This is a genomic window from Natronocalculus amylovorans (assembly GCF_023638035.1).
Taxonomy (GTDB): Archaea; Halobacteriota; Halobacteria; order Halobacteriales; family Haloferacaceae; genus Natronocalculus; species Natronocalculus amylovorans.
The window spans coordinates 122,957-143,414 of the sequence record NZ_JAKRVX010000007.1 but is presented as its reverse complement, the minus strand read 5'-3'; the positions used below and the strand labels follow the sequence as shown (position 1 = coordinate 143,414).

Here is a 20,458-nt window from a genome sequence, read left to right as displayed (position 1 = left end):
CTGGTAGCAAGTGAATCGTTCTTAAGAAGATACACAACGGTAACACGGTCGATGGGTATCGCCAGATAACATCTGGCGGCTTGCCGAGGTTTCTCGGCAACAGCGACCTGTATGCCTCAAGTGGGACGACCACAATTGGTCAGAGTCACCACGCTCTTTCCGTCTCAACGAGGAGCATACGAACCCGCAAGTTGCCTCTGTGGGTCGGTAAACGATACCCCCCATCGTGAGGAAACCCCGGCGTTCTACGCCGGGGAGGATGTCATCTAGTACCGAATCATCCAATATAGCCATCGACGTGGGCGTCAACTGCTGCATGTGCTTGGCTCCGTTTTTCAGCGAGAATAGCGTCGATCGATTGATGAGTTGGATGCCAGAGTCCGGGGTGAACTAACAGTTGGAACGTTTCTGGCACGACGTCGGTAAACGGTGGCTCTGTGATCCACTTCTGGCTTGAGTCCGAGCAGTACTCAATTTCAGAAAAGTATGGGGGCGAATATGTGTTTGTAAACGCGCTAAATGACCGATCTAATACCCACTTTGGTGGGATATGGAATGAGACGCTTTCGACAGCCGTATTTGAGAGTCGAGACAGTGTTGTGCGCTCGGCAGTTACTGCAGCGGTCAGTTCACGCTGTGTTGGCTCTGTGTCCCAGTACGAGTGCGTATCAAAATGCACTGCAATCTCATGGCCCATCGATTGTATTTGATCGAGTGCTTCTCTTGTCTCCGTTTCCGTGAGCGAATACAGTGGCGACGTAAGTAGGAAACAGTAGGTTGATCGAACACCGAGCGTTGCTTCGATCGCCGCCATTGCCCGCGCACGTGTGACTGAGAGATCAACATCGTGTCTGAGTAGCACAGTCTTTGAAGTTGGCTTCTTCGTTTCGCTAAACCTTCGAAATGAGTATCCTCGATTAAGCAACTCCCTTAACAGTGCCTCATACTCCGAAATCTCGTATGTTGCTGTTCTGTGAAGTTGTGATGTGGGCTGTGACTGAGATTGGGTTTGTGGCTGAGAGCGAGCGCGATTTTCTGGCGTCGGTTCATCACTCATTAGCTATCACTGCTTGTTAAGTGGTGTTTCTGATCGGGGCTATCAACCCGAGTTGGCTCTCCGTCAACACGGAGTTGCATTCCGCGCTCGGGTGTCCAGTTATCAGCATCCCATTCGGTAACAAGTGCGGTGCCATCAGGTGTCGAAACGACGAAGTCACCGGTTGAGAACGCTTCCACAATCTCTCCTGGTGGCGTTGAGAATGCAATATCGCTAGAGAACGGAATCAGCTCCCAGATATCAATTCGTGTTCCCTCATGATGTGTAAACGCTCCTGGGTATGGATCGGTAACTGCACGAACTAAATTGTATATTCGACGTGTTGGATCGGTCCACGTAATCTCACCATCTTCGGGGTTTCGCTTCGGATAGTACGTTGGCTCACCGATCTGCTGTTCGAAGGTATGGCTTCCGTTACAGATCGGCTCAATAATCTCCAAAAGCATTGATTGAATCGAGACAGTCACCTTATGATACAGCGTTTCGATCGTATCAAACTCCGTAATATCGAACTTTCGTGTCGCGGCGACGGCACCTGAATCGACACCCGGATCAAGCCGGATAATCGATAACAAAAACCGATCGAGATCTTCAATAAGCGACCAGTTGAGTGGCGATCGACCCCGGCCTTTTGGAAGGCCGTATGCACTGCCATGATTCCCAAGGACGCCATGAGTAAACGTGTCTAGCACCTCGCCGGGAATGAGCCGTTGCCACCCGTTCACAATCATAAGGTCGGCGTCAAGCGTGGCAAAATGATCGGTATCCACCGCAGTCATCGAATATGTATCCGGATAGTAAATTGGAACGTCGTGTTTTGCTGCAATCCGATCGAATGATCGGTACTTCGCCACGGTGTGACGCTCTGCCATTTCCGGTGTGATCGAGACGATCTCTGAAATTTCTACGCCTTTGTCAAACAGAGTTTCGAGCACATCGTACCCTGGCCTGGTACAGCTCGCATATACAATCGAGGTATCCGGCGGAATATTCATCGGTCACGACCACACCACCGACCGGCTTTGTTAGCGGCTTATTTCTACAGTTTGTGCTGTTCTATCGGTAGAAACAACAGAATAATAGACTGAGAGTAGCTCTTTAGTCAATGCGCCATGGCTCAACTGCTTTGCAACAGTTCGACCGTTCGATCTCTCACTTTTTGTTTGTGTTGGTGGATCACGAACTGTACGCAGTACCGCTTCGATCGCTTCAGCCAATTCTATGTCGTCAGTTCCAACAGATGAGTGTGTCACACTGTCGAGATTCGATCGTACATCCCCAACATCCGTCGATACAATTGGAAGATTACATGATAATGCCTCTTTAACAGCGTTTGGAGACCCCTCCCGTTTTGAGGTCATAAGGAGCATATCTGCTGCATTCATGTACACGGGCATTTCACTGTGAGGGACGTTATTGACGGTCTGTAGCTCGATCGGCACATCAATCCGTGCTTGGACGGTTGAGATCAGTCGAGCAGCACGAGGATAATCTTTTACAGCGCGCTGTTTTGGGTACGGAAACAGGACGTGATAGGCATCGCCCTGCCAGCCAAGTTCGGCCCTTGCGTTGACTTGATCCATCGGTTTGAACCGATCAATATCAACACCATGTGGAATTACATGGCAATCCCGCCCGAGCGCATGCTGCATCTCCGGTGACATCACAATAACTTCGTCAGCAAATCGTGCACATAGCCGGCTCACTTGACCGTACGGGCCAAACAGGTCTGTTCCCCACAAAGATAGTACAACAGGGAGCGTTCGTTGCATCACCGCAGGTGGCGCAGTTAAACCATAATTAGCGTGCACAAGATCATAGTCACCGTCGGCTTCATGAAGCGCTGTCCTGTAAAACTGCAAATAATCCTTGACACCTCTCGTTTCCGAAACATCATCCGAAATCTCTGGATTTGTTGGGAGCGAAAGGGTTGTGACTGATATCCCTTCATTCTCCAACCCTCTCACTTGCTGTTTGTAGAACCTCGAGCGATCGTTTGTTACCAAACTCAGAACGTTGAGTGTCATTTGAGTGCTTTGTATCCTTTCTTTGCTAGTCGCATCGCTGGGCTGTTCGACTCGATCACGTAGTGTGGCTGTAACTCGACTGGGAATTTGCTCTTGTATCGGCAGAGACGTTTTGTGTTCGCGCCCATCAGATCGTACCGGTGTACTGATTCAAGTGACTCGTCTGCTGCAATGTCTTCGAGAATATGCCAGTGGAGTGCGCTGTTGACTGCAACACCCTCATATATCGACCGTGTGCCACCCTGCCAGAAGTACGCTGTATCGTTTGAGTAGAGCACATTGATCCCTGTGAGAAACGCTCCACCGGGATCAGTGACAACATACGATCGGGCATTGTCACCCAGCGCAGACAGTAGATCGCGCACATACGCCCACTCGATCGGATACGATCGATCCTGCGCAGCATACCGCTCGACCGTTGCGTCGTATATCTGTCGTGCAGCATCCATGCCACCAACATCGAATGTTAGCGGTTCATCCCTTGCATCCGTGATCTCTCGTCGCAGGCTTTTGCTTGCCTGTTTTAACAGTGCATCCGGTGTTGTTTCTGCGACATCAAGGTAGTACGTGAACGAGACATCCACATCGAATCCGTTCCATACGTATGGGCGTGGATCCGAGAAGCCATCGCCACATTCGATCCGTGCTAACCGATTTCGCCGATCGAGCTGTAACTCATCAATAATTGCCGCTGCCACTGACTGGCTGATTGATTCTCGCTTTCGCCGTTTTGGACTGTTTGTCACCACGATCGGCCCGAGCCGAGGAACGTTCAACCCGGGTGGTGGCGATGTCGTAATCGACCCAAGCCGATTCTCTCGAATAAACGCGGGGAGGAATCCAACCGGCTGTTGGCCATTAAAACACACATATGGACGAAGTTCGGTGTCTGAATACCGTTCTAACACACCGAGAGCGTCCGCACTATGGAATACTTCTGTTCGTCTTGTTGGGAGCAACTCGCCCCATTCGTCTAATGAAACCCGTTCAATACGCATCTGTTTGCTCACTGGTTGCGTGGTGGCTGCTTTGTTAGTGGATCTGTACTTTCGGTATCCGGTGATGGATGTTCTAGAGAATCGTACAGTTCCGCTGGCGGGCCAACCCATGCACCCATCTCCAAGGCAGTCTCAATGAGTTGTCTGTAGATCCATGTATAGTTCGGATAATCGAACTCGCTGTAGAAGCGTGGGTGCCACAACACTGTCATAACTGCGTTGTTCGCTTCGGCCTCCGCAAGGAGTGACTCACAGATCTCCCATGCGGTATCTGGATCGTTTCGCACGTCTGGGAGCGCAAGCTCCATTAGCGTCAGCGGAAACACGACAAACGAATCGTCAAACGGGCGTCGAACACCGTATCCATAGTTGAACCCATACTCGCTTGAGGAGCCAAGGCTGGCATCGTATTTGAGGCCGATCGATCGGTGGTGTTCCCACGTTTTTGGAACGGAGAGATTCAGATAGTGCTGTCTGCCACCGGTAATCTCGTGTCCAAGCACACGCTCAATACTCTCTTTTTCAAACTGCAAGCGATCTCGATCGGTGTGTGACTCATATGAGCCATGAATCCCGACTTCCCAGCCGCCAGCATCCATTTCATGCATGATGTCGATGATCGCAGGATCCGAGAGCGAGTACCGACCAGCGTAGAGTCGCCATGCATCTTTCGAGAGCCACGATCGAAGCGGGCGCTCTCTGATCCCTCGTTCATTGAGGAAATAAAAGGCCGATCGAACGCCAAGATCCTGTTCTAAATCAAGTATCTCTTCGAATGTCCAGTAGGTGTTCTTTGTCGGCAGTAGTGACTTGAGATGGTTCGGGTCACGTTGTTTCAGCGCGTAGTAGAGCGAGTGGTACGTTTTGTATGGTCGATCGACGTCGTGTGTCAGACACAACGCAAAGCTATGTGAATCAAGCATTTGTTTCTGCAACCTCCTGAATCTGTTCGAGCATATAGCTCGTCACATCAATTTTTGTTTCAAGCAGCTCATCTCGGCGATCGGTCCACGTTCCATTTGCGGAGCGATCCTGTGCAATCTCTGTGGCTGCGTTCAGTGCATTTGTCTCATCGTTGAACGATCGAACAAGACCGTACGAACCGAGCTCAACGAAGTTACTCAATCCATTCTCAGCAAACGAGTTCGATCGGACGACAGGCGTCCCAAGAAGTGCCGCCTCCGTTGCCATCGTATTCGAATCTGTCACAAGAAGCGACGAGTACGCAAGCAGATGGTGGATATCCTCGGGCGGCACTGGGACATGTTTTGCATTAAACGCTGGCGGGAGATCATCCTCGTTCGAAACGTACACTGTTCCATGCTTGGATAGCTCCGTTGCAATCTGCTTTTTTGCTCGCCGTGAGAGTCCATTTCGTCCGATATCGTGGTGTGCCTGCATCGAAACAAACCGAAGGACAAAAAACCGATCATCTGGGTCGATGCCGTGCGATTCCAGCACCGATCGATCCGGTGTAAACCAGTTGGGGTGGAGATATGCAAGCTCGTGGTAGCCTTCATATCGCCGGTGTGGCTCACCGAGGTCTGCATCATAACCGCTTGGTGTACAGAACCGATCGGTTAGCGGCGCAGTCAGTCGAGCAAGCGTGTTCGCCTGCTCGTGGTCGTGAAACACAATACTTCCAGCACCAACTGCGGCTGCTGCATGAACGGCAGGTGGATTAAGCCGGCTGACAATCACGTCCGGATCGAACTTCCGAGCGTATCGAAGCGTCCGAATCTCTCGTAACCCCCACTCGGTTGCGAGTCCAAGCGGTGTCTCCGCCTGCGTCGATAGTACGGTGTGCTCAATGTTGTATGCATCCAACAGCCGCGTTGTGATCTCTTTCTCTCGCGTGGTCACACCAACTGTGTGGCCGTCTCTACAGAGGGCGTAGATCGCGTGTCGAAACAGATGGACGTGCGCGGGGTGAGTCACGTCAAACTGAATTCGCATCTGTCTCACTCCAGATAGCCGAGATCGGCTAGCCGGGCTTGCACCTCCTCATGACTATCTACGGAACTCTCCTCTGTTTTCATCAGTGGATCACAGTATGAAACTGCTCGTTCATCCGGCTCACTCCCTGATTCGAATATATCTAACACCGTTCCATCCATATCTGTTGGCACCTCGGACCCAAGCAGATGCAGCATCGTTGGTGCGAGGTCGTGAATTCGAGCCTCTAGCGAGATTCCCTCATCTCGAACTGATGGGCCATACCACAGGCAGATCCCCTCCGGCATGTTTCCACCTTTCCACGCGCCTTCCGTTGCAAACCAGCTGTCCGGGCCGATCGCATCACTTGTATGGACGTTTGCCGCCTGTTCAATGATGAGATCTGGTGCGTTCTCCGCATATTGCCCCTCGTAGTACTCTTCGCCCCGATACACGTCTGTCACGATCGGATCGCCTGTTTGTGGATGCTTAATCGCAAGCAGCGCGGTTCGCAGGGATTCTCGGAGTGATTCATATTCCGGATCGTCTCGCTCAACCGTGAGATAGATCGGTCCTTGGTTGCTCGCAACCGCTGTCGTTTCATCCCAGTCGATCGCATTCAACACGCGATCGCGCTTGATCCCTTCTTCCCATGGGATCATCCGCTGTACACGCTCTGGGACAACCTTCCCAAGCGTGTCGGCCATATGTAGTTTCTTCGCAACCGAGAGCGCACGCTCTTTTGTGACGCCAGCTTTTCGGAAGACGCTGTCAATGTTGCCATCTGTCTCAAGATAGCCGTTTTCTTCGAGCCAGACATTCACATAGAAGATTGTCTCAACAAAACAGGTCCCATGATCGGACATAATGAGCATATGTCCATCTTCGGCATCAATCCGATCGCGAAGAGCACCGATCCGTTCGTCGATCAGCTTCCACGCACGATATACCGGCTCTTCCGTCCAAAAGTAGTGCTGAAGCGCCATATTGTAAAAGACGGTCATATGGAGGAAGTCCGGATCGTACTCATCTAAAAGCAGTTCTGCAGCGTCGAATCGCAGCTCTATGAGATCCAAAATGGCCTGAATCTCCGGTTCACCCTGCTCGCTTGGTGAGATCATCGGTGACGGATGTACTCGATAGTTGAGTTTGTCATGGAGCAACGTTTCAATCTCTGGTGGATTTGCGAAGCCATCATCCAGCGATCGATACGTCGTCTCCGACGCGTCAGGACCGCCTGCAACAATAAATCCATCAATCTCACGTGGTGGATATGTTGATGGTTTATTGAGTACACCGGCAGTCATTCCGGTTTCGTTGAGGTAGTCCCACAGCTCTGCGCTTTTGAAATCGGTTGCGTCATGAAAAACGTGTTTTCGATTTCGGGTATCGATTCGATCGAATCGGAACACATCGAGTTTCCCTGGATTTTTTCCAGTTGAGTAACATTTCCAGTTCGGCACTGTTAGCGGTGGAAGGTGGCTTTCAGAAATCCCACCGATACCATCGTCGACAAGTGCTTTGAGATTCGGAAGCTCTCCGTTCTCGAGCCAGTCTTCTAACATCTGCCAGTTCGCGCCATCGAGTCCAAGTGTAAGTGCTTTCATTGTTGTATCTGTTTGTTGTTGGTCGTTTGCATCTGCCATTCACCGAACCGCATTTCGCACGATTTTCGGGGCTTGAAGCCCGTACTTTACAATATTTGTCGCCGTATCTTTCCCTTGTTCTGCAACCCGCTCTGCGGTTGATCCAGCCCATCGATTTGGGTGGACCAACAGACAGAGCCGGTCGATCGACCCGTCGGTAATGAGATCAATCAGCTCCCATGTCGTTCCAACTTGTACATTTTTGTCGCCCTCTCCGAGCGTGTGATCTTTCACTTTGAGTGCACCATCACGCCATGTCCGACCGGTATCGGAGAAGTAGGTCACATCCTCGAAATCCATAGAAAGATATGCTTCTCCAAGAAGGCCATATGTTTCATATGATTCGTGTTCCCACATCTCTCGGTTATCATGTGCTGTAAGTGGGTTTCCATGCATACAGATCGTCTGCACATCACAGACTCGCCGCATCCGACGAAGGTTGTTCTTGAAGTGTTCATGGGCTTTTACAACGTTTCCGTCTGCTCGATCAAGATCCTCATAATGGTACCCCACTTCATGACCGAGTGCTTCCAATTCGCGGAGTAGCTGTGGACGGAACGTTTTCTTGATCATTCGCACGTAATACGTCGTCCGCACATCTTTGAGCGCTTCAATCCGTGCAAACCGAAGCGAATTTTCCGGCTTCCGATCGACATCATGTCGGATAATAATAAATCGATCCGGGAGCGGCGAGTCGTCAAGGTACTCTTTCACTGTGATGAACTCGTACCCTGCAGCATTGCCTGCATCAAGCAGGGCTGCATACGATCGATCGGTGAAATCAGGGGGCATCGACCACCTCCCGTATCGACGATCGTTCACGCAATGTTTCGGCTGAGACTGCGACACCTGCAAGCGGCTCGTATGCGTGTTTCGACACCACCGTGTCCGCTGTTCCATGGGTATCAACAACGACTGCTGAGTCGAACCGATTCCAGTCGATCGCTGCAAACTCCTCGTGTGGTGTTGCGATCACAATACCATCGTAGGACCGATCATACAACTCGTCCATCTCGATCGGTGTTCCAGAGAATGCGTCGTACGTCTCAAGCAGCGGATCAACGATCGAGACATCCGACCCGAGCGTGGTCAATGTCTCACTAATACTGATCGACGGGCTGGCTCGAATTTCGGCGACGCCGGGGCGGTAGGTAAGTCCTAACAGCAGAATGTTGGCATCTGAAATCGCAATCTCTCTGTCTGCGAGCCGATCGGCCAGCAAGCCAACAACATGTGCCGGCATATCGTCGTTTACGCTCCGTGCCGTTCGGAGCAGCGGACTTTCAGCATCGAACTGTTGGAACAAAAAGTATGGGTAGTACGGAATACAGTGTCCGCCGACGCCGGGACCTGGACGAAGAATGTCACACTCGTCTTGTGTGTTTGCTGCGGCGATCGCTTCTCGGACGTTAATGCCGAGCGCCTCTGTGTACGTTGCGAGTTCGTTTGCGAGTGCAATGTTCACATCTCGGTGCACCCCCTCAAAAACCTTCACCGATTCAGCAGTGGTCGCATCCGAGACACGGATAACCTCATTTTCTGTAATCGACTGATACAGTGTTTCCGCAGCAACTCCTGCTTCTTCGGAGACGCCACCGACGATCTTTGGCCACGACCGGCGAATGTCTTTGATTGCACGGCCGCTTTTGGTTCGCTCCGGACAGAATGCAATGCCGAATGCGGATTCATCGAGACCACTTGCATTGGCGATGGTCGGCAATACACGCTCTGTGCACGTTCGAGGTGGGACTGTTGACTCAATGATTACCAGATCACCGTCACTCAATCCGTGGCCGATCGTCTCTGTAACGCTATCAACGATCGACAGATCGGGTGTTCCGTCATCTGTAATGAGGGTTGGAACGATTACAACATGAATCTGTGCTGTTTCGGCTGCAGCGCCAAGATCAGTTGTTGCGTTCAGTGATCCGTTGTTTACTGTTTTTGCAACCAGCGGATCCAGCCCTGGCTCTCCTGTCACGTGTGACTGCCCATTATTGACCGTCTCAACGACAGTCCCGTCGATATCTGCGCCAATAACTGCGCCAGTGACATCGGCAAAGACGCTCGCAAGCGGTAGTCCCATTTTACCAAGACCATACACTGCAGTTTTGAATGCACCCGATGTGAACGCATCTGACACTGCCTGTGGGTCATCCACCGCTTCGAGCGGTGTTCGTGGATTGTTGCTCATAGCTGATTCTCTCCGGTAAGCAATTCTGGAAGCTCACGTATCTCCGCTGGACAGCCAACCGCTAGTTTGTTTGCGGGCACATCATCCAGTACTACGGCTCCTGCAGCGACAAATGCACCCTCACCGATCGTTACATCAGGGAGGAGTGTTGCATTTGCACCGATCGACGCATGTGATTGTATCGTCGGCCCAACCAGCTCGACATCCTTTCGGACCGGATACGGGTCGTTGGTAAGGACCGCTCGTGGGCCAATAAACACCGAATCTTCGATCGTTGTGTGGGTTGGAATATACACCCCTGTTTGCAGGCTCACTTGAGAACCGATGGTTGTCGCCCCGTCAATTATCGTGTTTGTCCCGACAAGGACATCGTCACCAATTCGGGTCTGTTCTCGGATGACCGCATTGTGGCCGGTTGTGAACCGGTCACCAATCTCAACATCGTTATAAAGAATTGTCCCTGATCGAATTGTTGCATCGTCGCCGATATCTGGCGCAGGGGCATCAGTTGGTGTGTCTACAAACGTGACGTCTTCCTGTATCGTCTCGTTTTTTCCAATGGTTGGTTTCATACGCATCTTTCACCCCCGGTTCCGGGTTCGGTTACTGTTTGTTCGTTTGAAAATAGCCGCATTACGTATTGAGAGGTGGGTGGATTTGGGAGTTGTACATATTTCATAGCGATCAGCCCTACGGAAGGGTCAGTGGACGTAGATTTCACTATGGTTGCTTTGTTATGTGATTACTTCCGTGACATTCGGTTGTTATACACTCTCACCATTCAATCCGTAGTAGGCGCTTACCGCTGTCCATTCGAAACTACTTCTGTGGAACAATTAGAACGAACCTCCTGTTTTAGATGGGTCAGCAACAACAATACATACCATGCGGACGCTCGTGATTTCGATCGACGCTGAGCTTGGTTGGGGATTCCATGATCTTGCGGATCCTCCTGCCGACCGGCTTGAAAACGGCCGAAGCGGCTGGCTCACACTCATCGACCTCTTAGACACATATAACCTTCCCGCAACATGGGCCATTGTCGGTCATCTATTCTTGAGTGACTGTGATGGCTTTCACTCTCAACATCCACTTGGTTCGGAGTGGTTCGAAAGAGAGCATTCATCGTGGATCACACGGCCAGATCTCCGATTTGGCCGCGACTTAATCGACGATATCGTTGCCTCACCAGTTGAACATGAAATTGGTTGTCATACGTTCTCGCATGTGGAGTTCGGTGCTGACTACACAACCCAAGATGTTGCAAGAGCTGAAGTCATCGAGTCAATTCGAGCAGCTCAATCGTATGAGACGCCGTTTGAGTCCTTTGTCTTTCCTCGTAACAATATTGGACACCGTGATATCCTTGCAGAGTGGGGATTCAGCTGTTACCGAGGGACACAACCGCGATCATATGGGCTATCACGAGCGGGTAGGATTGCGGAAAAAATTGTACATAGTACGATATCTGCACCACCGGTTGTAACCCCAACGATCGATGAATATGGGCTTGTCAATATCCCAGCATCGTTGTTTCTATTTACCATCGATAATCGTCCTCGAGACGTTGCTAACGCTATTTGGAACGACCCAATTGTGACACAGGTTGATCGTGGGATTAAGAACCTCATTGAGGGGGAGGAGGGTGTCTTTCATATTTGGCTTCACCCGAATAATATCCGTGACCAGCGAGATGTTGACCGAATGGATGCCATCTTTGACCTCATATCGACTGCGCGATCAAAACACGAACTTACCGTCAAAACGATGGGACAGGTCGCAGCAGAATACCATACTCAAAACAACCCACAGCCGCCAACACAAGTCGATCGCCGCTAATCTAGCCGACCGGTATTCTAGCTTGTATTCTGTTCGCTAAATGAGAGGCTCCAACCATCCATCTTACGTAAATCCGCTGTTCCAACTGTCCACGGCGGGCTTTCCTCACCGTTGAGTAATCGCGTAATCAACACGGTTGGCGTTGCAACAATAGAGAGCGGGAGCGACTGATCAGACAGAAATCCATACGCGGACAACACACTGTTAGGGATCGAAGAGCCACACACAGAGACGAGTGCAGCGTCCCGATGTACATCAAGAATGTGCCCCAAGAGCGTTGATAATCCAGCTGTCCGTCGATCGCCGCCTCGATGTGGTACGACCTCAGTGAGTTGAACCACGGCTCCATCTGGGCGCTCCTGTCTTCCAATAACGATTCCTGCGATTGTTTCACCCGATTCGGTTGCCGTGTATGCAGTGTATTCCCACTGCGGATTTCCATATCGCCATCGGTAGAAACGGTGATCACGTACTGCGTGGATCTCTGCTGGTGACCCTTTTTGATACAGACGGACGAATGCATCCACCGGTATTGTATTGTGCTCAGTTACTGTAATCGAGTTGTCCGCTTTTCCTCGTGTTGAATCTAGTTTATAATCGTAGTATCGCCGTGCGATCGGCGTTGCCGCTTTCGCAACCAGTCCAGTTGCTCCGGAGCCTGCCATCGATTGTGGTGATTGCACCCGATAGTAGGTCGTAAGCGGCCCAACCTCCTTACAGCCGAGTTTGAGATACCCCGGTCGAGAGAGTGCATTTGGGACACTGAATTTGAGCACTGGATCGTCAAACCCACCGTAATAGTCGAACGATCGTTCTGTCATTCGGGTAAATAATCCCTTTCGTCGATGATCTGGATGGACCATTGTATCTCCCGTTTGAATGCTAAGCAGCCGTTTCCCATCGACATACATTTCAAACGCAAGGTATGGTCGTGTCCCGACTATTTTCCCATCGTGCTCTGCGACGAACATCGGAATATGAGAGACATACGGATTGTCGATGTATTTCCACTGAAACCACTCCGATGAGCCATCGTCTCCAAATACCGTTTCATATAACGAGAGAAAATCATCCATGTCTGCGGGCTCACACAGACGAATGGTATACGGATCCGATTTCGTTATCTGTTCGCTCATATGCGTATCGTGTCTGTTACTCGCTTTGTTATACCGAGACTATCGACTATCCGAGGCTGTGCTTCTCAATACATACCAGTTACTACGGACTGTTTCCTGTGTGGCTACTGGTACAAGCCTGATCATAACAAAGCCCTTATGTTCGTGAATATGTCGTATATGCCTGACTCCAATACGCGCATGCGTGTACTTGTTCTTGGCTTGGACGGGGTTTCAGTACCTGTACTTGAGCCACTCATTGAATCCGGGTCGGTCCCAGCGATCGAATCACTGTTAGAGGATAGCTGTACGGTTCCGCTTGAATCGCAGTTGCCACCCTGGACACCCAGTGCTTGGCCATCGATTTACACCGGCGTTAATCCTGGAAAACACGGTGTGTTCGATTTTCTTCGTTTCGACGGATACGACTGGGATGTTGTCAACTTCAGTGATGTTAAAGAACATACCGTCTGGGAACTCCTCTCAGAGTCCGGATTCTCTAGCGTTGTAGTAAACACCCCTGTTACCCATCCTCCCCGTGAGTTCAATGGCGCGATCGTTCCTGGATACACCGCTCCTGAGAGCCCAACATGTCATCCGGAGGGGCTGTGGGATGACCTCAATGACGCGCTTGGCGAGTACCGGCTCTACAACAAACAGCTAAGTACCGGTGCAACCGAATCCGAGCGAATCAACGGGTATGATACGCTCATCGGCATGCGAGGTGCTGCATTCCGCTATCTTACCGATCGGTTCGACCCGGACTTTGGGTTTTTACAGATCCAACAGACTGACACTGTTTTCCACGAGTTCCCTGACAGTGACCATGCCATTGAGACTGTGTTCAAGGCGGTTGATCGAGAACTTGCATCAATTCTTGATACGGTTGACCCCGAATACACGCTTCTGTTGAGCGATCACGGTATTGGTCCATACGAAAGTGTCGAGTTCCGTGTTAACGATTACCTTCATGATATTGGTGTCACACAAACAGAAGCTGGAAGTGGAGGGATGCCATCATGGTCCAGTATCTCCCGAAAACAGCTCCGACATGGAGAGGAAGGAAACGTTGCAAAACAGTCACTCCCTGAGAAAGCCATTGAAGCCGCTGCGTCCGTTGGTATTACGAGCCAGCGAATCGGTGCTCTCCTCCGGAAACTTCGTCTTGAGGGTGCTGTGCTTCGAATCGTCCCGATGGATGTTGTTCGAGCAGGGACTGAAACGGTTGACTTTGCTAACTCAACGGCGTATATGCGGTCACGAACGGAGATGGGAATCCGGCTTAATGTTGTCGGCCGTGAACCGAATGGTGTTGTCTCCGAGAAGTCATATGAAGATGTTCGAGAGACAATAATCAACTCGCTTGTACGCTTACAGACTCCCGATGGATCACCGGTGTTTGATGCAGTGCTCCCGCGTGAAGATGTCTTTTCGGGCCCATATGTAGATGATGCACCGGATATTGTCACTGTTCCTGCGTCATTTGATGTGTATCTCTCCGCGTCAATCCGAAACGAGCGGTTCGGAATGCCAACTGAGCCGTGGGAGCACAAGCTAGAGGGTATCCTTGCAGTGTCCGGACCGGATGTGAAGGAACGCGGTATTGAAACAACTCCGCATATTTTTGATATTGCACCGACTATTCTTGCGCTATTCGGCTGTATGACAAGCGATCGGATGGATGGAGCTGTCCTTCCGTTCATTTCTGATCCCGGTGCAACATCATACGCTCCATTTACTGCTGACGATCGAACTGTAACGGACGATACCGCTGTCGAAACAAGACTTGCTGATCTCGGCTATCTCGAATAATCATGGGAATTGAAATTACCACACTCACCGACGAAGACGAGTGGAACCAACTCGTCGATCGCACAGCACAAGCAACTCCGTTTCACCGATACGAAGCATTAGAAGTCATTGCAGAGCATTCTGGTGCGACACTGCACCCCTACGCCGGATTCAAAGGCCAAGAACCAGTTGGCATCTTTCCGGTGTTTGAAATCTCAAAAGGGCCTGTCAGTGCTGCTTTCTCTCCACCACCGGATTTGAAAATCAGCTACCTTGGCCCTGCGCTGATTCATAATGGGAACCTGAAACGACGGCGACTTGAACGGACAAATAAACGGTTCGTCAACGGCTGTCTCGATGAAGTCCAATCAACGATCGACCCGAAGTTTTCGCTTATTCGTACTGCGATCGGGTATACTGACCCGCGCCCATTCATGTGGCGGGAGTACGACTCAACGGCGCGATATACCTACGTTGTTGATCTCGCCCCATCCACTGATGATATCTTGATGGAGTTCAGTAGCGATGCTCGAAAAAACGTCACAAACACGGATCCAGCGTCGTATGAGATATTCGCTGGTGATCGATCGGATGCAATAGAAAGCATCGAGCGAACGAAACAGCGACACGATGAACAGGACGTTTCATTCAATGTCACTCCATCGTTTGTTGGCGATCTATACGACCACCTTCCAGATGATGTCTTCCGTGTGTACGTGTGCGAAGTTGATGGTGAATTCTGTGGTGGACATATAACGCTCGAACACGGAGATACCATCTACGGCTGGCAAAGCTGGGGGTCAATGGATGCGTCAGTCCCAGTCAACGATCTCTTGGAGTGGACAATTATGCAAGATGCAAAAGAGCGTGGGCTTACGCAGTATGACCTTGTTGGCGCAAACCATGAGCGGATCAGCCAGTATAAATCGAAGTTTGGCCCACATCTTGTTCCGTTTGTCCGGGTTCAAGATGGATCTCGAAGTATGAACATCGTTTCAAATATTTATAAAAAGATTCGCTAACCAGCCGCGACGTTACTCTGCTGGTTTTGGCTTTCCGTTTGTTCGTACGTTGACCTGCTCGATGTCGGTGTCTGCCGACTGTTCTTCACCTTGTACTGGCGTCTTCGTTGTGTCCTGAAGTGACTCTGCCGGCTTGTCAGCAGCTTCGATCGACTCGCGCCAGTTTCGCTTTCGGTTTCGACCTGCGTCAAGCGCCATCGCAGCTCCTAACAGAGCGACACCCCCTGTTGCTTCTCGAACACTTGTAATTGCTCCATGCTCCGATCCTGTAACCGTTCGGACAAGCGATACCGCCCCTGCGAGGACACCGACTGCACCGCTAATAAATAAGAGTGCGACGATCGTTCCGATCGCAGAGGTTCGGGTTCGGTAGAGCCGCCAGAGGAACACGCGAAGCAACATGAGAGACACTCGCGGGATGTATGTATGGTACTTGATATGGCTTGTTTCATCACCATACTTGAGTGGTGATGGCACATCAGCAATCGGGAGTTCTGCGATACTTAAGCGCACAAGAAGGTCATTACAGTAGCCATAGAACTCAAACATCTCGTCGATCTCGGCTGTTTCGAGTGCTTCGAGCGATATCGCGGTGTATCCCATCTGTGGATCACCGATATCCCAATACCCGGTCGCAATCTTTGTGAGATAGCTAAGTATCCCGTTTCCGATCTGTCGATGTCGGGGCATCTGCGCATGGTTTTCCGGCTCTGTAAGGCGGTTTCCTTTCGCATACGCCGCATCCCCATTCACAACTGGCTCGATGATTCGATCCAGCAGTGTGGGGTCCATCTGTCCGTCACCGCCCATTACAGCAGTCACATCAATCTCATCCGCACGCGCATGCTGATAGCCGGTTTTTATTGCTCCACCGACACCACGGTTCTCACTGTGTTGGATTGCAACTACTCGGTTTTCGAAGGGTGTCTCTATCGGTTCGTCATTCATCAGCTTGGCTGTGGTCTGTATCTCCTCCCACGTTCCATCTGTTGAGGTATCATCAATTACGTAGAGTCGATCAACAAAGGAGGGGACAGTTTCCATAACCTCCCCTACAAAGCCTTCTTCATTATATGCTGGAATCACAACCGCGATCGTCTTATTCTTGTACATAGCTATTTCCCGGTCTCCTATTTCAATACGCACCGCAGCACTGCATTGTTATGAATTGCTTTTCACTGTTGCATATTCGTAGGGGGTGCTGTCTTTCGTTTTATCCGTCATAACAAAGCAACAATATGGTCTTATTTTCGATTGAAGATAGTCTATGTATCCAACCGTAACCACATTGTTCGCCAATACTGTGCGAACAGCCCGAATTGCTTGTGTAGCCCTCCCAAATAAACGACTACCATCATAGCATGAAATATCGAACACACCTGCTCTGTATCGCCATTGCACTGATGATGATGCTATCGATGGTTGCCGTCACGCCTGCGAGTGCCTCCGATAGCGAAGAATCATTCATCATTTCACAAGGTGACCAATGCATCGCTGTTGAGCCATTATCCGGTGATGAAACTGTTGAAGAGTTCTACGACTATCGCCATCGCCATCACGATCGAGATGATCCACGGTGGGGCCGATACTACAGCTCCGAAGGGACTGTTGAGTATCAAGAAGACGACACGAGCATCCTCATTCTGTATGAGGGTCCCGACGGCATCAGCCTCGTCTCTGTGCACGATATGCTCCATCGTAATCAAGAAGAAGGTACGCACGGTGGATCTGTGACGTTCTACATCGACGGACTGCCGGATGAGTACGACTGGGCCGTGATTGATGATGATTACGCAATTGAGTACGACGATCTCAATCAGGATAATATCTATGATTTTGATAGTACCCCTGCGATGTTGAGTTGGGTCTGGCAAACTGGCCGAACTGACGGCATGGCACTTCGGGGTCTTGAGCGCTCAGATGATCTTGAGCTCACGATCGAGCCTGGATTTAATGAAGATTCATACCACCGATATGGTGATCAACGGAGAGATGGGCCAAACGATCGCCCCGATAAAGGCGAACGGTACAACGGAACGATCGATGATTGGGAGGTCCTCTCATTTACTGACGGCTCCTACGATCGAATCCCGCTTGACTCGCTTGACGAAGAAGTCACGATCAGCTATGGGTTCTGTGATGGAGCCGAACAGCTCGATGCATCACTGTCTGCAAGCACATCGCTTACCGCAGCAAATGAGTCTGTTAGCTTTACTGTTGATCACGAGGATGAGGACAGTATCGACACCTATCAGTGGGATGTAGATGGTGACGGTAGTGTCGATCTTGAAACACGTGACCCATCCATTGAGTTCACATACGAAGACGCCGGTTCTTATACACCAACAGTGTATATGGAGACCGATAACGGTGCGACATACACTGCTACAACGGATATGTTCGTTGCTGATGAGGGGGATCCGATACTCTCCGTCCACGATCATGATACTATGCTCTTTGCGGACTCGCATGATCCAGATGACGATGGCCCATACAGCTATCAATTTGCACTCTCGGAAGCTGTTGCTTCGGCCATCACATCTGATCATAACGATCTGCAACTGTATGCGAATGAGAACGGCGAATGGAGCCCACTAGAGACTGACATTGACGCCGACGTTGATGAGTCCGAAGATTCAGTGTTGCTTTCCGCAGAGACAGACGCAACACAGGTCGCTGTTGGAACACAGTCTCACATCCCTGTTGGACTGCTTCCTGACCAAGATGAGTATTCTGACCTTCTTACAATAGACCAATCTGATGGTGACGAATTCGATCGAGTCATCGAAATTGAAGGCGACATCTCCCTCGAATCGGCTGGGACCGTAGATACGACCGACAACGAGACAATGCAGAATGCAGTTTCGGAATGGTTCCCTGCAGCTGGCCAGTATGAACTGTCTCACGTTACCCCTACAGAGGGTGCTGCCGAACAGTTACATATTACAGACATCGACGTTGAGCCGGACCCTGCAACGGCTGGTGAAAGCATTGTTGTCTCAGTCACTGTAGAGAATACACGTCTTGGGACTGTTCAGTTTGATGCGGAGCCGACAATTAACGGAGATAGTATTGGAACAACATCTGTTAGTGTCGCTGGTGAAGAGACGCGAACGCTCACGTTCCCAACAACTATTGACGAGCCTGGAGAGCATACCTTTGAGATCGCAGGCGAGACGACGACGATCGTCGTCGAAGAAGATCCAAGCTCCCAACTTACAGACACTCTCTCCGGTGCATCAGGTGGCTGGCAGCTACCAGTCTTCTTGATCTTCTCACTCGGTGTGATCGGTGTTGTTTCGGCTGTGTTGATTAGACGATCGTCGCTGTCATAGTTCCCCGTTTTCTTTTTGATTCTGGCTCCCCGTCGTCTCTGTAGCGATCCGTACTGAGTGGGATCCCAAGATGCATTATTTCAGGGCGAATATCCCGGCTGATGCCGTCAATTGTGCGACGGTAGACAGTCGAAGCATATACGCGGTCAACACGAGGTACGGAGCGATCAAGATTGTGAACGCGACTGTAATAAACGTCTGCAGTGATGGGAGGCCTAGAACCGTGACGTCGGGAAGGACCCCTCCGTTGATTGCAATAATTGCGGAGGTATTGAACAGGATCGCGGGGAGCGCGACGATTAACAGCGTCTGGGACAGTTGCGATACCTCTTTTGCGTAATAGAGGGATTTGAAATACTCCTTCCCGACGGCAAAAAGTTCAAACGCTTCGATGAGTTCATCGAACGATTCGGACGAGACGTCACAGGATGAACTGAGTGTCCGCGACCGTTCGATGTACGACCCGTAGTCGAAATCGATCCCTTTTCAGAGAACGGCGAACTCCGCGCCGGATGTCTCCTCGACTGCCCCCAGCTGTTCGGTGGCCTCGGATACCGAATTCACATATTCTTCGACATCTGCAATGACGTTCTCTTCGAGACCAGCGACCTCGCCCGTGAGTCTCTGTGCACGAGCACTAATGAGGTGGGACATCGCTTGGAGAAACGACGAGGGATCGGATGGGTTCTCATCGATATCGGTCAGTTCGCCAAGTTCTCGACGGAAGTTTACCGACCCCCGTATTCTGTTCTCTTGGGTTTGAACCGAGGTGATCTCGTGCGAGAGGACGATTGAGTTGATCGAAACAACGATGGAAACTAAGAGGATCATCCCGCTCAAGAATGTATTGAGAATCGTCTGGACGGTCGGGGTGTCGGTTAGGAGTGCCTGCATTTCGACGGTCCAGATCGTCGAGATCCGCATAAACGTCAAGAATACGAATGTCAGCAACGCTCCTGTCACTGCCAATCGATGTGCTTCCAGCAAAACCCACCGCTTGAGGTCGAATCCTGTGGACCGGTTCGGAACCGGGAACCAGTCTCGCCACTGGCTGACTTTTCCACTAATGCTCATGAGGCGGTTCCGTGAGCGGGATCACGTGGGGGACCTACGCGTAATCGAGTTCCCATATTTAAATAGACAACCCACAGTGAGAAAACCCTGTGGGTGTACTATCTCGTCTTCAGCGATACTGAGGACGGATGCATGGGTTCCCGATCGCAACAGCCAATCACGCTTCGAAGGTTGTGTTCTCCCGAGCTTTGAAACACGACAGCACAACCTGCTGAGGGTGTGTATAGCGATATATAGGATTTGAGACGTTAGACAGAAACTCAGATCGTCGAATTATAACACATATCTGTAACTCTCTGAGGGTTTCAACTGACCCGTTCTGTTTTACTATCTCGTACCTGCTACGCTTTTGGCTCTCCTATTGTTGGCTGTTACGACTTCGGTTCTCATAGAATCTCCAAAATTGATTGTTCTTATACGGGCGT

General features: G+C 50.7%; 16 protein-coding genes and 2 pseudogenes. 5 read left to right on the top strand and 13 right to left on the bottom strand.

The features are described 5' to 3' along the window. A pseudogene (locus AArcSt2_RS16870) lies at positions 1–211 on the top strand (IS200/IS605 family transposon protein TnpB); the annotation flags it as partial. 66 nt (positions 212–277) lie between these two features. On the opposite strand, the gene AArcSt2_RS14320 reads toward AArcSt2_RS16870, so the two are convergent. The 10 genes from AArcSt2_RS14320 to AArcSt2_RS14275 are packed head-to-tail and all read right to left on the bottom strand — an operon-like array spanning position 278 to position 10,429. Next, positions 278–1,057: a polysaccharide deacetylase family protein gene (locus AArcSt2_RS14320; protein ID WP_250585574.1), complete on the bottom strand. Its 780-nt coding sequence runs from the start codon at positions 1,055–1,057 to the stop codon at positions 278–280. Beyond that, positions 1,057–2,052 carry a methionyl-tRNA formyltransferase gene (locus AArcSt2_RS14315; RefSeq protein WP_250585572.1) on the bottom strand — a complete coding sequence of 332 codons (996 nt, stop codon included), beginning with the start codon at positions 2,050–2,052 and terminating at the stop codon, positions 1,057–1,059. The genes AArcSt2_RS14320 and AArcSt2_RS14315 overlap by 1 nt, the downstream gene beginning before the upstream one ends. A gap of 30 nt (positions 2,053–2,082) precedes the next feature. After that, positions 2,083–3,084, bottom strand: a complete 1,002-nt coding sequence (locus AArcSt2_RS14310; protein WP_250585570.1) for a glycosyltransferase — start codon at positions 3,082–3,084, stop codon at positions 2,083–2,085. Beyond that, positions 3,081–4,082: a GNAT family N-acetyltransferase gene (locus tag AArcSt2_RS14305; RefSeq protein ID WP_250585568.1), complete on the bottom strand. Its 1,002-nt coding sequence runs from the start codon at positions 4,080–4,082 to the stop codon at positions 3,081–3,083. Before AArcSt2_RS14305 ends, AArcSt2_RS14310 begins: the two co-directional genes overlap by 4 nt. Before the next feature lie 8 nt (positions 4,083–4,090). Then, on the bottom strand, positions 4,091–5,005 hold the full coding sequence (locus AArcSt2_RS14300) for a polysaccharide deacetylase family protein (protein ID WP_250585566.1): 915 nt from the start codon (positions 5,003–5,005) through the stop codon (positions 4,091–4,093). Continuing rightward, complete coding sequence (locus tag AArcSt2_RS14295; protein WP_174654990.1) at positions 4,998–6,038, bottom strand: DUF354 domain-containing protein; 1,041 nt, start codon at positions 6,036–6,038, stop codon at positions 4,998–5,000. Before AArcSt2_RS14295 ends, AArcSt2_RS14300 begins: the two co-directional genes overlap by 8 nt. 5 nt (positions 6,039–6,043) lie before the next feature. After that, positions 6,044–7,663, bottom strand: coding sequence for an alkaline phosphatase family protein (locus AArcSt2_RS14290; protein WP_250585563.1), 1,620 nt, complete (start codon positions 7,661–7,663; stop codon positions 6,044–6,046). Continuing rightward, the gene (locus tag AArcSt2_RS14285; protein ID WP_250585561.1) at positions 7,664–8,455 is read right to left on the bottom strand and encodes a hypothetical protein; all 792 of its coding nucleotides are present in this window, start codon (positions 8,453–8,455) and stop codon (positions 7,664–7,666) included. After that, the gene (locus AArcSt2_RS14280; protein ID WP_250585559.1) at positions 8,445–9,857 is read right to left on the bottom strand and encodes a nucleotide sugar dehydrogenase; all 1,413 of its coding nucleotides are present in this window, start codon (positions 9,855–9,857) and stop codon (positions 8,445–8,447) included. Before AArcSt2_RS14280 ends, AArcSt2_RS14285 begins: the two co-directional genes overlap by 11 nt. Continuing rightward, positions 9,854–10,429, bottom strand: coding sequence for an acyltransferase (locus AArcSt2_RS14275; RefSeq protein ID WP_425493670.1), 576 nt, complete (start codon positions 10,427–10,429; stop codon positions 9,854–9,856). The genes AArcSt2_RS14280 and AArcSt2_RS14275 overlap by 4 nt, the downstream gene beginning before the upstream one ends. A 313-nt stretch (positions 10,430–10,742) precedes the next feature. Between AArcSt2_RS14275 and AArcSt2_RS14270 the strand changes: the two genes are divergently transcribed. Continuing rightward, complete coding sequence (locus AArcSt2_RS14270) at positions 10,743–11,696, top strand: polysaccharide deacetylase family protein (RefSeq protein WP_174654995.1); 954 nt, start codon at positions 10,743–10,745, stop codon at positions 11,694–11,696. A gap of 17 nt (positions 11,697–11,713) precedes the next feature. Here the strand turns inward: AArcSt2_RS14270 and AArcSt2_RS14265 are convergent, their stop codons facing one another. Beyond that, on the bottom strand, positions 11,714–12,832 hold the full coding sequence (locus tag AArcSt2_RS14265) for a GNAT family N-acetyltransferase (protein WP_250585555.1): 1,119 nt from the start codon (positions 12,830–12,832) through the stop codon (positions 11,714–11,716). Between the two features lie 159 nt (positions 12,833–12,991). Between AArcSt2_RS14265 and AArcSt2_RS14260 the strand changes: the two genes are divergently transcribed. Beyond that, positions 12,992–14,623: an alkaline phosphatase family protein gene (locus tag AArcSt2_RS14260; RefSeq protein WP_250585553.1), complete on the top strand. Its 1,632-nt coding sequence runs from the start codon at positions 12,992–12,994 to the stop codon at positions 14,621–14,623. 2 nt (positions 14,624–14,625) lie between these two features. Next, the gene (locus tag AArcSt2_RS14255; protein WP_250585551.1) at positions 14,626–15,624 is read left to right on the top strand and encodes a lipid II:glycine glycyltransferase FemX; all 999 of its coding nucleotides are present in this window, start codon (positions 14,626–14,628) and stop codon (positions 15,622–15,624) included. Positions 15,625–15,636: 12 nt separating this feature from the next. Here the strand turns inward: AArcSt2_RS14255 and AArcSt2_RS14250 are convergent, their stop codons facing one another. After that, the gene (locus AArcSt2_RS14250; protein WP_250585549.1) at positions 15,637–16,737 is read right to left on the bottom strand and encodes a glycosyltransferase family 2 protein; all 1,101 of its coding nucleotides are present in this window, start codon (positions 16,735–16,737) and stop codon (positions 15,637–15,639) included. Positions 16,738–16,985: 248 nt separating this feature from the next. Between AArcSt2_RS14250 and AArcSt2_RS14245 the strand changes: the two genes are divergently transcribed. Beyond that, positions 16,986–18,959, top strand: a complete 1,974-nt coding sequence (locus tag AArcSt2_RS14245) for a PKD domain-containing protein (protein WP_250585547.1) — start codon at positions 16,986–16,988, stop codon at positions 18,957–18,959. Positions 18,960–19,034: 75 nt separating this feature from the next. Here AArcSt2_RS14245 and AArcSt2_RS16925 read toward each other — a convergent pair. Beyond that, positions 19,035–20,033, bottom strand: a pseudogene (locus tag AArcSt2_RS16925) (DUF7972 family membrane protein). Positions 20,034–20,458: the final 425 nt, after the last annotated feature.

Bases quoted from the DNA above. Each gene is read 5' to 3' on its own strand.
- AArcSt2_RS14320 (WP_250585574.1), bottom strand. From the start codon at position 1,057: ATGAGTGATGAACCGACGCCAGAAAATCGCGCTCGCTCTCAGCCACAA.
- AArcSt2_RS14315 (WP_250585572.1), bottom strand. From the start codon at position 2,052: ATGAATATTCCGCCGGATACCTCGATTGTATATGCGAGCTGTACCAGG.
- AArcSt2_RS14310 (WP_250585570.1), bottom strand. From the start codon at position 3,084: ATGACACTCAACGTTCTGAGTTTGGTAACAAACGATCGCTCGAGGTTC.
- AArcSt2_RS14305 (WP_250585568.1), bottom strand. From the start codon at position 4,082: ATGCGTATTGAACGGGTTTCATTAGACGAATGGGGCGAGTTGCTCCCA.
- AArcSt2_RS14300 (WP_250585566.1), bottom strand. From the start codon at position 5,005: ATGCTTGATTCACATAGCTTTGCGTTGTGTCTGACACACGACGTCGAT.
- AArcSt2_RS14295 (WP_174654990.1), bottom strand. From the start codon at position 6,038: ATGCGAATTCAGTTTGACGTGACTCACCCCGCGCACGTCCATCTGTTT.
- AArcSt2_RS14290 (WP_250585563.1), bottom strand. From the start codon at position 7,663: ATGGCAGATGCAAACGACCAACAACAAACAGATACAACAATGAAAGCA.
- AArcSt2_RS14285 (WP_250585561.1), bottom strand. From the start codon at position 8,455: ATGCCCCCTGATTTCACCGATCGATCGTATGCAGCCCTGCTTGATGCA.
- AArcSt2_RS14280 (WP_250585559.1), bottom strand. From the start codon at position 9,857: ATGAGCAACAATCCACGAACACCGCTCGAAGCGGTGGATGACCCACAG.
- AArcSt2_RS14275 (WP_425493670.1), bottom strand. From the start codon at position 10,429: ATGAAACCAACCATTGGAAAAAACGAGACGATACAGGAAGACGTCACG.
- AArcSt2_RS14270 (WP_174654995.1), top strand. From the start codon at position 10,743: ATGCGGACGCTCGTGATTTCGATCGACGCTGAGCTTGGTTGGGGATTC.
- AArcSt2_RS14265 (WP_250585555.1), bottom strand. From the start codon at position 12,832: ATGAGCGAACAGATAACGAAATCGGATCCGTATACCATTCGTCTGTGT.
- AArcSt2_RS14260 (WP_250585553.1), top strand. From the start codon at position 12,992: ATGCCTGACTCCAATACGCGCATGCGTGTACTTGTTCTTGGCTTGGAC.
- AArcSt2_RS14255 (WP_250585551.1), top strand. From the start codon at position 14,626: ATGGGAATTGAAATTACCACACTCACCGACGAAGACGAGTGGAACCAA.
- AArcSt2_RS14250 (WP_250585549.1), bottom strand. From the start codon at position 16,737: ATGTACAAGAATAAGACGATCGCGGTTGTGATTCCAGCATATAATGAA.
- AArcSt2_RS14245 (WP_250585547.1), top strand. From the start codon at position 16,986: ATGAAATATCGAACACACCTGCTCTGTATCGCCATTGCACTGATGATG.